Raw genomic sequence first — 12,471 nt, forward strand, 5'->3', positions numbered from 1 at the left:
AAAAAACACTTGACGCTAACAACAGGGTCTGTAGAATACGCAGCCCAAGCCAACGACCTAGCGTCTAACGGCGATGTTTGAAAAATTAACATCAACGCTCTTTAACAATTTATCAAGTAATCTGTGTGGACATTCACAGGTATTGAGTTATTCGAAATTGTCTTCTGTTCTTCGGAATGTTGGCAATCAAAAAATTTAAACTCAATGCAACGATGAATGTTCATAGCAATATGTACAAAAAGACTTTGTTAACTTCGGTTGATAAAGCAATCAGAATTCATTGAGCCGAATCGCAAGATTCAAAAAAACTTTAATTGAAGAGTTTGATCATGGCTCAGATTGAACGCTGGCGGCAGGCCTAACACATGCAAGTCGAGCGGCAGCGGGAAGATAGCTTGCTATCTTTGCCGGCGAGCGGCGGACGGGTGAGTAATGCCTAGGGATCTGCCCAGTCGAGGGGGATAACAGTTGGAAACGACTGCTAATACCGCATACGCCCTACGGGGGAAAGGAGGGGACCTTCGGGCCTTTCGCGATTGGATGAACCTAGGTGGGATTAGCTAGTTGGTGAGGTAATGGCTCACCAAGGCGACGATCCCTAGCTGTTCTGAGAGGATGATCAGCCACACTGGGACTGAGACACGGCCCAGACTCCTACGGGAGGCAGCAGTGGGGAATATTGCACAATGGGCGAAAGCCTGATGCAGCCATGCCGCGTGTGTGAAGAAGGCCTTCGGGTTGTAAAGCACTTTCAGTAGGGAGGAAAGGTAGACGTTTAATAAACGGTTACTGTGACGTTACCTACAGAAGAAGGACCGGCTAACTCCGTGCCAGCAGCCGCGGTAATACGGAGGGTCCGAGCGTTAATCGGAATTACTGGGCGTAAAGCGTGCGCAGGCGGTTTTTTAAGCCAGATGTGAAAGCCCTGGGCTCAACCTAGGAATAGCATTTGGAACTGGGGAACTAGAGTCTTGTAGAGGGAGGTAGAATTTCAGGTGTAGCGGTGAAATGCGTAGATATCTGAAGGAATACCGGTGGCGAAGGCGGCCTCCTGGACAAAGACTGACGCTCATGCACGAAAGCGTGGGGAGCAAACAGGATTAGATACCCTGGTAGTCCACGCCGTAAACGATGTCTACTCGGAGTTTGGTGACTTAGTCACTGGGCTCCCAAGCTAACGCATTAAGTAGACCGCCTGGGGAGTACGGCCGCAAGGTTAAAACTCAAATGAATTGACGGGGGCCCGCACAAGCGGTGGAGCATGTGGTTTAATTCGATGCAACGCGAAGAACCTTACCTACTCTTGACATCCACAGAAGATTGCAGAGATGCGATTGTGCCTTCGGGAACTGTGAGACAGGTGCTGCATGGCTGTCGTCAGCTCGTGTTGTGAAATGTTGGGTTAAGTCCCGCAACGAGCGCAACCCCTATCCTTATTTGCCAGCGAGTTATGTCGGGAACTTTAGGGAGACTGCCGGTGATAAACCGGAGGAAGGTGGGGACGACGTCAAGTCATCATGGCCCTTACGAGTAGGGCTACACACGTGCTACAATGGCGTATACAGAGGGTTGCAAAGCCGCGAGGTGGAGCTAATCTCACAAAGTACGTCGTAGTCCGGATTGGAGTCTGCAACTCGACTCCATGAAGTCGGAATCGCTAGTAATCGTGAATCAGAATGTCACGGTGAATACGTTCCCGGGCCTTGTACACACCGCCCGTCACACCATGGGAGTGGGCTGCAAAAGAAGTGGGTAGTTTAACCTTCGGGAGAACGCTCACCACTTTGTGGTTCATGACTGGGGTGAAGTCGTAACAAGGTAGCCCTAGGGGAACCTGGGGCTGGATCACCTCCTTACCTATACGACTAACTCAATACCTAAAGTGCAGCAATGCATGTGAGTGTTCACACAGATTACTTGATAGAAAGAAAGAGAAATTATGTTGGGTCTGTAGCTCAGCTGGTTAGAGCGCACCCCTGATAAGGGTGAGGTCGGTGGTTCAAGTCCACTCTGACCCACCAATTTTTCCTACTCTGCGTTGGAAGATAACTCGTTTAGTGAACTAAACGTCGTCATCATCCGCCTTGATTAGAAATGATTGGCAAGCCAAATAAATTGGCTGACCTTCTTAGAAGGTGAACATAAATTCTCGCTGTATGTAAAGGGGTTATAGCTCAGCTGGGAGAGCGCCTGCCTTGCACGCAGGAGGTCTGCGGTTCGATCCCGCATAGCTCCACCATTCATCTTAGATGAAATACATACACATTGGTCAGAGATGCCAAAGATAAGTGAAAAATTTATCTTTGGCTTTTTTAAGCCCGCTCTTTAACAATTTGGAAAGCTGATAGTACTAACTAAAGGCGCATAGATGATGATTCGTTGTTGTTTGTGTGATTATGTTAGTGCGAAAAACGTTAATACGAAAGTATTAACACTTGAGTTCTCAAAACACTGTTTAAGTGTCTTGAATATTCTAAAAACTAAGGCGAGTCACACTTCCTAGTCGGGAGTGAGACAAGTAAAAACCAGCTAGTTGCGATACAGTCTAATTAGTTCACGCAAGTGAAACTCATTTGGGTTGTATGGTTAAGTGACTAAGCGTATACGGTGGATGCCTTGGCAGTCAGAGGCGATGAAGGACGTAATAACTTGCGAAAAGCGTTGGCGAGCTAGTAATAAGCATTTGAGCTAACGATATCCGAATGGGGAAACCTGGCCACATAAGTGGTCATCATGCAGTGAATACATAGTTGCATGAGGCGAACCTGGGGAACTGAAACATCTAAGTACCCAGAGGAAAAGAAATCAACCGAGATTCCCCTAGTAGCGGCGAGCGAACGGGGATTAGCCCTTAAGTCTATGGGGTGTTAGTGGAATGTGTTGGAAAGCACAGCGGCACAGGGTGATAGCCCCGTACATGAAAACTAACCATAGATGAAAACGAGTAAGGCGGGACACGTGACATCCTGTTTGAATATGGGGGGACCATCCTCCAAGGCTAAATACTCCTGACTGACCGATAGTGAACCAGTACCGTGAGGGAAAGGCGAAAAGAACCCCTGTGAGGGGAGTGAAATAGAACCTGAAACCGTATACGTACAAGCAGTGGGAGCGGTTCTTGAGACCGTGACTGCGTACCTTTTGTATAATGGGTCAGCGACTTACGTTTTGTAGCGAGGTTAAGCGAATAGCGGAGCCGTAGGGAAACCGAGTGTTAACTGCGCGTTTAGTTGCAAGGCGTAGACCCGAAACCGAGTGATCTAGCCATGGGCAGGTTGAAGGTTGAGTAACATCAACTGGAGGACCGAACCGACTTATGTTGAAAAATGAGCGGATGACTTGTGGCTGGGGGTGAAAGGCCAATCAAACTCGGAGATATCTGGTTCTCCTCGAAAGCTATTTAGGTAGCGCCTCGAGCGAATACCATTGGGGGTAGAGCACTGTTAAGGCTAGGGGGTCATCCCGACTTACCAACCCTTTGCAAACTCCGAATACCAATGAGTACTACTCGGGAGACAGACAGCGGGTGCTAACGTCCGTTGTCAAAAGGGAAACAACCCAGACCGTCAGCTAAGGTCCCAAAGTGTATGTTAAGTGGGAAACGATGTGGGAAGGCTTAGACAGCTAGGATGTTGGCTTAGAAGCAGCCATCATTTAAAGAAAGCGTAATAGCTCACTAGTCGAGTCGGCCTGCGCGGAAGATTTAACGGGGCTAAACATACCACCGAAGCTACGGGTTTGCAGTTTACTGCAAGCGGTAGAGGAGCGTTCTGTAAGCGGTTGAAGGTGAAGGGGTAACCCACACTGGACGTATCAGAAGTGCGAATGCTGACATGAGTAACGATAAAGGGAGTGAAAAACTCCCTCGCCGAAAGACCAAGGGTTCCTGTCCAACGTTAATCGGGGCAGGGTGAGTCGACCCCTAAGGTGAGGCCGAAAGGCGTAATCGATGGAAAACAGATTAATATTTCTGTACCTCTGCTAACTGCGATGGAGAGACGGAGAAGGCTAGGCTAGCGCGGCGTTGGTAGTCCGCGTTTAAGGTAGTAGGCGGTGTTCTTAGGCAAATCCGGGAACACGTACTTAAATGTACACGTTGAGAGCTGATGACGAGTCACTAAGGTGATGAAGTAGTTGATGCCATGCTTCCAGGAAAATCTTCTAAGCTTCAGGTTAGTAGGGATCGTACCCCAAACCGACACAGGTGGTCGGGTAGAGAATACCAAGGCGCTTGAGAGAACTCGGCTGAAGGAACTAGGCAAAATGGTACCGTAACTTCGGGAGAAGGTACGCTGCTGTTGGTGATGGGACTTGCTCCCTAAGCTGACGGCAGTCGCAGATACCAGGTGGCTGCAACTGTTTATCAAAAACACAGCACTGTGCAAAATCGCAAGATGACGTATACGGTGTGACGCCTGCCCGGTGCTTGAAGGTTAATTGATTGGGTTATCGCAAGAGAAGCTCATGATCGAAGCCCAAGTAAACGGCGGCCGTAACTATAACGGTCCTAAGGTAGCGAAATTCCTTGTCGGGTAAGTTCCGACCTGCACGAATGGCGTAATGATGGCCACGCTGTCTCCAGCCGAGACTCAGTGAAGTTGAAATTGCGGTGAAGATGCCGTATACCCGCGGCTAGACGGAAAGACCCCGTGAACCTTTACTATAGCTTGGCACTGAACATTGAACCTACATGTGTAGGATAGGTGGGAGACTTTGAAGCTTCGTCGCTAGATGGAGTGGAGTCAATCTTGAAATACCACCCTTGTAGTTTTGATGTTCTAACTCTGGCCCCTTATCGGGGTTGAGGACAGTGCCTGGTGGGTAGTTTGACTGGGGCGGTCTCCTCCCAAAGAGTAACGGAGGAGCACGAAGGTTGGCTAAGTACGGTCGGACATCGTACGGTTAGTGCAATGGCATAAGCCAGCTTAACTGCGAGACATACACGTCGAGCAGGTACGAAAGTAGGTCATAGTGATCCGGTGGTTCTGAATGGAAGGGCCATCGCTCAACGGATAAAAGGTACTCCGGGGATAACAGGCTGATACCGCCCAAGAGTTCATATCGACGGCGGTGTTTGGCACCTCGATGTCGGCTCATCACATCCTGGGGCTGAAGTCGGTCCCAAGGGTATGGCTGTTCGCCATTTAAAGTGGTACGCGAGCTGGGTTCAGAACGTCGTGAGACAGTTCGGTCCCTATCTGCCGTGGGCGTTGGATGATTGAGGGGAGCTGCTCCTAGTACGAGAGGACCGGAGTGGACGAACCGCTGGTGTTTGGGTTGTCATGCCAATGGCATTGCCCAGTAGCTACGTTCGGAATCGATAACCGCTGAAAGCATCTAAGCGGGAAGCGAGCCCCAAGATGAGTCATCCCTAGAGCTTTAAGCTCTCTAAAGGGCCGTAGGAGACTACTACGTTGATAGGCAAGGTGTGTAAGCGTTGTGAGGCGTTGAGCTAACTTGTACTAATGACCCGTGAGGCTTAACCATACAACCCAGATGGGTTTTACTGATACGACTTAGTATTAGAATGTGACACTTAAGCAGTGCGAAAACTCAAATAAGCGAAGCTCTGATAAGGGCGTAAGCAAATCAGCTTTCCGAATTATTATTTAATGCACAATGAGTGTGTTAGATAAACCAAATTTGTCTGGAAACCATAGAGCTGTGGCACCACCTGATCCCATTCCGAACTCAGAAGTGAAACACAGTATCGCCGATGGTAGTGTGGGGTCTCCCCATGTGAGAGTAGGTCATTTCCAGGCGCCAAATTGACTCGAAAGAGTAGTGATAAGCCCGTTACTAATGTAACGGGCTTTTTTACGTCTGCGATTTGAGGATAACATTTGAGCATAAACGTAGTGTGGCCGACATGCCCATGTGAGAATAGGTCATTTCCAGGCGCCAAATTGACTCGAAACATTCTCTGAAAAGAGAGTGATAAGCCCGTTACTAATGTAACGGGCTTTTTTTACGTCTGCGATTTGAGGATAACATTTGAGCATAAAAGTAGTGTGGCCGATATGCCCATGTGAAAGTAGGTCTTTCCAGGCGCCAAATTGACTCGAAACATTTCTCTGAAAAGAGAGTGATAAGCCCGTTGTTAACGCAACGGGCTTTTTTACGTCTGCGATTTGAGGATAGCATTTGAGCATAAAAGTAGTGTGGCTTTTTTGTTTGCGGATTGAAAATTATTCTCGAACAGTACTTTGCTCCCCGCAGAAAGATCACAGATTAAATCGGATTGAGGTTATAGGTAGTGTGATCGATATGCCTCTGTAATAGTAGGTTTAGTGCTTATCAAACACAGTTTGATGTTGGGGTGAATATGAAGGACTGGTCTGAAACTGGCTATGACGGCGCTAAATATACTCTAATAAAGCAATAATCCCTTTTCTTATAGCACAGTGATTCATGCCCCCTAAGACTGACCTTAGTCGGTAATGACCGAGGTTGCGTGCGCACATCAAAAAAGTAAGCTACGGCTAATAAATACAAACGCATCCGGGCGGCTGCAGTTTGCTTGTGTAGCTTGATTAATTACAAATTAGTACGTTGTTTTATTGCAAAAAATTGATGTCTGCTGACACAGTGATGAGATTATATTTTTAGCAAAATGGAATTGTGACTGTTTTAAATTACAAAAGGCTGGAAAGGCTTATTGTCAGTTATTGCGGCTATTATCTATAAAGATTAGATTATTAGCGTGGATCAAAGCCAGATGTTGCACTGGCTTTGATCCATGTTCAAGCCACCCGTTAACGGTTTGGGTGATTTATGGGTTACTTGCGTTTTTTCGTTTCTGATGCTGCTTAAACATGTCACTGACAAATACCACAAGCGCTAACCAAATAAACCCAAACGTTAGCCCTTTTTCCATATCAAAGGGTTCATTAAATAGCTTTACAGCTATCATGAACATGATACAGGGGCCTATGTATTGAAAGAACCCTAGAATGGAAAAGGGGATACGTACAGCAGCACCCGCAAAGCAAAGTAAGGGAATAGTCGTTACAATTCCCGCTGCAATTAAAGTCAGGTTTAAACTAAGGTTATTGACTAGCATACTGGTTGCGGAGGAATCTAGAGTCAACAGTAAGTAACCTAAAGCGATTGGTAGTAGTAATGCTGTTTCAACTAGTAAGCCTGTTTTAGCATCTATGTTGACCTTTTTGCGCAGTAAGCCGTAGAAACCAAAAGTAGCGGCCAATGCTAGCGATACCAATGGAATAGACCCAAAAGAAATTAACTGCAGAAGCACCCCAATAAAGGCCAAGCTTACAGCAAGCCACTGCAACTTACGCAACCTTTCCCTTAGAAATAACATACCTAAAAAGACATTAAATAAAGGGTTGATGAAGTAACCTAAACTGGCATCTAACATGTGGTCATTATTAATAGCCCAAATAAAGATTAACCAATTAGCTGCGATTAATATCGAGGTAACAATTAATACTCCTACTTGTTTGGGCTGTTTAAGCACTAAGCGTAAACGCCCAAATCCACCGATAAATTGCATTAACAAGATCATAAATACAAATGACCAAATAACTCGGTGCATTAAGATTTCAAGTGGAGACACTTGGATGAGTAATTTGAAGTAAAGCGGAGCAACCCCCCAGATAACGTAGGCGCACACAGAAAGTATAACGCCTTTGCGGTATTCTAAATCAGGCATAAGTTCACAGGAGGGTTAGGTAAATTAGCTGGCGATTGTATGCCTCATCGATTATTGACTCAAGTAAACTTGTGTATCTTATTCGATTGTTGCTGTAAAGATTTTGTGCACACTAGCCCACCATATAAGTGCCAGTACCGAAGGCAATATGAGTTCCTTCTTCATTATGTAATTCCATACGGCAGACCGAGACCCGGTTACCAGAGCGAATAACGCTGCCTGTACCTGTGAATATTTGACCTCTACCAGGGCGAAGATAATCAATGCGCATATCAATTGTACTTAAGGTGGTGAGACGCTGTTGCAGCTCATCAATTTGCCAATCATCTCGGCTGGCAACTAACCCTGCAAAAACGGTTAAACCGCCGACAACATCAAGTATTGTGGCGGTTACTCCACCATGAAGAATATTTTGGTGAATATTGCCAATTAATTCAGGTTTCATCTTAATGGCCACTTCGACGCCATGAATATCGTAACGTATGATGTCTAATCCAAGTAGATTATGAAATGGGACATGTTTATCGAAAATCTCCGCAACTTGCTGTAAAACTTGCGCTTGAATAGCTGTTGTCATGTTCGCCCTTGGGTTGTATTAAACGTAGAGTATTTAATCTAGCGTTAATTCGCATCATTTGAAAGAGGTGAATGTTGTTTAAGCCAAGACATCTCTGCATGGGTGCTTTAGAATAGTCGACTCATTTTGTTTTGTTCAACCAACATGGATATCCTATTACCCGCTGATGACATCACAACCACTTCAAGCAACTCATACTGATTTATTAGCTGTACAATTGCAGCAAGTCTTTGGTTATCGCGATTTTCGCGATGGTCAGCGTGAGGTTATTGAGCAAGCTTTATCCGGCAACGATACCTTGGTCATTATGCCAACCGGTGGCGGTAAAAGCATGTGTTACCAGTTACCAGCGTTGGTTATGTCTGGACTAACAATTGTGGTGTCACCGTTAATCTCTTTAATGAAAGATCAAGTCGATAGCTTAAGACAAAGTGGTGTGAGTGCGGCTTATTTAAATTCATCTTTGCCACGGGAACAAAGCGCCGCTATTTTACGTCAGTTGCACCAAGGCGAGATTAAGCTGCTTTACGTTTCTCCAGAACGATTATTAAGACCAGATTTTATTGAGCGCATGCATGAACTTACCATTTCATTGTTTGCCGTTGATGAAGCCCATTGTATTAGTCAATGGGGCCATGACTTTCGACCTGAGTATGCCGCACTCGGTGCGCTTAAAGAGCATTTCCCACATATTCCATTAATGGCGTTAACGGCAACAGCAGATCAGGCTACCCGCCAAAGCATTTGTGAACGACTGCACATTCAGCCCTATATATTATTAGCCAGTTTTGACCGGCCCAATATTCGTTATACCGTGGCGGAAAAATTAAATGCCGCCAATCAATTACGCCAATATCTCCAAGTCCAAAATGGTGCCAGTGGCATTATTTATTGTAGTAGTCGTCGCAGAGTTGATGAGGTGTCTGAGCGCTTGCGCTTACAAGGTTTTAAAGCGCAAGGTTATCATGCAGGCATGAGTCAGGATGATCGGGCGGATATACAAGATAAATTTCTAAAAGATCAAGTTGATATAGTCGTTGCGACAGTGGCATTTGGTATGGGAATTAATAAATCGAATGTGCGGTTTGTAGTGCATTACGATATTCCTAAAAGTATTGAATCTTATTATCAAGAAACTGGCCGTGCCGGTCGCGATGGCCTAGAAGCCGAAGCCTACATGTTATTTGACCCCGCCGATATAGGGCGGGTACGACACTTGATTGAACAATCTGAACCAGGTCCACAGCAACAGGTTGAGTTTCATAAATTGCACACTATGGCTGCATTTGCTGAGGCACAGACTTGCCGTCGTCAGGTGCTACTGCATTATTTTGATGAGAGTGCCTCTGAACCCTGTGGTAACTGCGACATTTGTCTTGACCCTCCTAAACGATATAACGGCACTGAAGATGCACAAAAAGTACTGTCTTGCGTGTTTAGATTACAGCAACGTTTTGGTATGCATCATATTATTGACGTACTTAGGGGTTCTAAGGCCGCGAATGTGATAGACAGGGGGCACGACAAGCTGACAACTTGGGGAATTGGTGCTGATAAGTCTGCTGAGCACTGGTTAAGTGTACTTAGGCAATTAATCCACCTTGGTTTAGCCAGTCAAGATATTACCCGGGCTCAAGTATTCGCTTAAATCCTGCCGCACGGCCTATTTTAAAAGCTGAAATGGCGCTGATGTTAGCTGAGCCGCGGATTCAGTTATTAGATGTAAAACGTAAGCCCAATACCCGTTCGGTGCAGCAATATGATCGTAAGTTATTTGCGCGGTTAAAGTTATTGCGCCGCGAACTGGCTGAACAACACGATATACCACCTTACTTGGTATTTAATGATGCAACACTCGCTGAAATGTCTGCCATGTTACCCACAAGCCCAGGTGAAATGTTGGCGGTAAATGGCGTTGGTCAAATTAAACTAGACCGTTTTGGTGGTGAGTTTTTGGATGAGATCAGTGACTATCTAGCCAATAATTAATAGCTAATTACGCCTGTTTCTGTCTGCAATAACATTCAAACGAAACTTACATTAACGATTTTCAGTCAATAAACGTCGATGTCGTTTTGTCTATTTTTACTTATCTCTTATCCACTTATTTGTTATCTAACATTGTGTCTATCGAGTGTTTTGTGCAGCTTCTGTAAATTACCCAGCTTGTTTAATTCTGCACGCTTAATTAGCGTATCAAGGTTATCAAGTTGTTGTAGGCTGGCAATGCCAAAATTAACTTTGGCGGCTTGATATGGCTGAATAATGATAGCCAATTGATCAACTACTCTTGCTGCACCGTTATCCGTTGTGAAGGGTAATAATACCGCTATTCGGTCACTCAGAAGCAAAATTCTATCTTGCTCTCGTAAAACTTGCTGTATTGCTTGCCGCACTATCGCAACATCCACATCACGTATATTGACTGTGTCGAGTAGCAATAACGTTAGGGGGCTATGGCTCTGCTTCGCCAAGTCTAACATCGTATCGACTTGCTGCAATGGGTCATCACTATTTCTCAAGTTGAGTTCAGTTTTAGGCTTGCGGGAAAGGAAGAAAATAAACGATGCCAATAAAATAAAGATAGCTAAACTTAACAATGCGATATTTTGTGCTTGAAAGATTAACGATGACGTGTTCATTTGTTGGGTAATGTTTTCAATAGGTTCACGATTAGCCCTAAGCTGGGCAATGCGTGTATTGGTCAGTTTTTCATTGGCTTTTTGGCTAGCTGCGTATTTAAGTTCTTGCTGATAAAAAGCCAATTCATATTGATTGTTATGGTTAGCTTGAGCAATATTTTCATTCATCAACACTAACGCTTGCTGGGTTTTATGTTGCGCAAAGTAAATCATTGCTAAGGTGCGTTTTGCGCGCATTAATTTTATATCATCATTAGTATTGATAAAGTATTCGATGCTTTTTTCAATAGCGGCTTCAGCAGGCAATAAGTTACCCAAATGTAATTCAATATAAGCTGTTTGGGCATTAAAATTAGCTTGGCTATTTAAGTTGCCTGATTCAGGTGTCATAGCGCGAGTTAACGCTAAATATTTCTCTGCAGATTTAAACTCACCTGAAGATATAGAAATACGTGCTAAATAAAATGCGGTACCGATAGCAATCATGCCATTTGCTTGGGCGGAGGCTTGTGCTTCTTTGGCATATTCTAATGCTGATAACGAGTCGCCAGCAGAATACATTAAGTTGCTCATCACTAGTTTCAAATAAGGTTCAGGCAGTATGTGCCATGAAGGGGTTTGATCTTTTGCAGCAGGATAAAGCTCTATAGCGACTTTCATGTTTTCTGATGCTTGAGAGAGGCTTTCATTAGCATTGTCTCTAATGCTTCTGGTCATTAAACCCTGAATTAATGCCTGAGGCTGATTATACAGTTGAGCTAATTTAATCGATTCCTCATTGACGAGAGTTGCCAGAATTTGTTCGCCTTCTAAATCTAATGCACTCGCTTCGCAGGCTAAAAAATAGGGTCTAGCTAAATCTATACGCATTTTTTGAGCCATTTCGACACCACGTTTGGCCGTTTTGACGGCTTGTGCATTTAAGCCTAAATCAATAAGATTTAAACAACTTAACAAATGCAATCTCAAATAGTTGCGATCTAAAAAAGGCTTAGCTTGATGTAATGATTCAAGTTCATCAATGAGTGTTTTAGCTTGTGTAGGATATTGCGGCGATAACCAATCGATATAGTCGAGTTTTTTAGCGGGCGTTTTGAGCTGATACTCAGCAGCAGATAATACTTGTTGATAAGAAAAAGCAGTGGCTGCTGCACTGTTTAAGGATAACGCTGTAGCACTCAGTATCAGTGACCCTGTTGCAAGAAAACAACATATGCGTGTAAACAACTGCCACAAAAACATGATGACCTATTAGGATTGATAAAAAGACGCCAGAGTAGCGCAGAGTATACTGATTTCAAGTTAAATAATGCACAAAATTAATGGCTAAGTTAAAAGTGAAACAACAAGATAGCTCACTTTATAACGTTATATATTCAGTCACTATTCAATGATTATTCATTTTAATCGTCACTCATATTATTCAACTTAGTAAAAAGGGGGTTGACACTGAGGCGTTGCCAAGGTAATTATTAACCCAAGAGAAAATTCGAACACGATAAAAATAGAATAGATATTTAAAAATTATGAATAATACTAACGTACTTCTAGGGCTCCTTCTCCTCATTCGCAGAAAC

The 12,471-nt window shown here is 44.5% G+C and carries 3 protein-coding genes, 2 tRNA genes, 3 rRNA genes and 1 pseudogene; 6 read left to right on the forward strand and 3 right to left on the reverse strand.

From position 1 onward, the window contains the following. Positions 1 to 311 precede the first annotated feature (311 nt). From L0B17_RS03390 to rrf, 5 genes are all read left to right on the forward strand, one after another. Positions 312 to 1,856 (forward strand): 16S ribosomal RNA (locus tag L0B17_RS03390). An 88-nt stretch (positions 1,857 to 1,944) separates the two neighbouring features. Beyond that, a tRNA-Ile gene (locus L0B17_RS03395) sits at positions 1,945 to 2,021 on the forward strand. A 142-nt stretch (positions 2,022 to 2,163) separates the two neighbouring features. Then, positions 2,164 to 2,239, forward strand: a tRNA-Ala gene (locus L0B17_RS03400). A gap of 345 nt (positions 2,240 to 2,584) precedes the next feature. Continuing rightward, positions 2,585 to 5,487 (forward strand): 23S ribosomal RNA (locus L0B17_RS03405). Between the two features lie 159 nt (positions 5,488 to 5,646). After that, positions 5,647 to 5,762, forward strand: a 5S ribosomal RNA gene (gene rrf / locus L0B17_RS03410). The 16S, 23S and 5S rRNA genes sit together here with 2 tRNA genes alongside, the layout of an rRNA operon. A gap of 1,010 nt (positions 5,763 to 6,772) precedes the next feature. Here the strand turns inward: rrf and rarD are convergent. Together rarD and L0B17_RS03420 are read right to left on the reverse strand one after the other, a co-directional pair. After that, entirely contained in the window at positions 6,773 to 7,675 is a 903-nt protein-coding gene (rarD, locus tag L0B17_RS03415) for an EamA family transporter RarD (protein ID WP_235087586.1), read from the reverse strand. A 112-nt stretch (positions 7,676 to 7,787) separates the two neighbouring features. Then, the gene (locus tag L0B17_RS03420; protein ID WP_235087588.1) at positions 7,788 to 8,252 is read right to left on the reverse strand and encodes a thioesterase family protein; all 465 of its coding nucleotides are present in this window, start codon (positions 8,250 to 8,252) and stop codon (positions 7,788 to 7,790) included. 166 nt (positions 8,253 to 8,418) lie between these two features. Between L0B17_RS03420 and recQ the strand changes: the two are divergent. Continuing rightward, positions 8,419 to 10,241: pseudogene (gene recQ, locus L0B17_RS03425) on the forward strand (DNA helicase RecQ). A 122-nt stretch (positions 10,242 to 10,363) separates the two neighbouring features. Here recQ and L0B17_RS03430 read toward each other — a convergent pair. After that, on the reverse strand, positions 10,364 to 12,130 hold the full coding sequence (locus L0B17_RS03430) for a hypothetical protein (RefSeq protein ID WP_235087590.1): 1,767 nt from the start codon (positions 12,128 to 12,130) through the stop codon (positions 10,364 to 10,366). Positions 12,131 to 12,471: the final 341 nt, after the last annotated feature.

This window comes from Shewanella sp. OMA3-2, assembly GCF_021513195.1.
GTDB lineage: Bacteria > Pseudomonadota > Gammaproteobacteria > Enterobacterales > Shewanellaceae > Shewanella.

What these genes read in the sequence shown, in the direction of transcription:
- rarD (WP_235087586.1), bottom strand. Translation starts at nt 7,675, where the DNA reads ATGCCTGATTTAGAATACCGCAAAGGCGTTATACTTTCTGTGTGCGCC.
- L0B17_RS03420 (WP_235087588.1), bottom strand. Translation starts at nt 8,252, where the DNA reads ATGACAACAGCTATTCAAGCGCAAGTTTTACAGCAAGTTGCGGAGATT.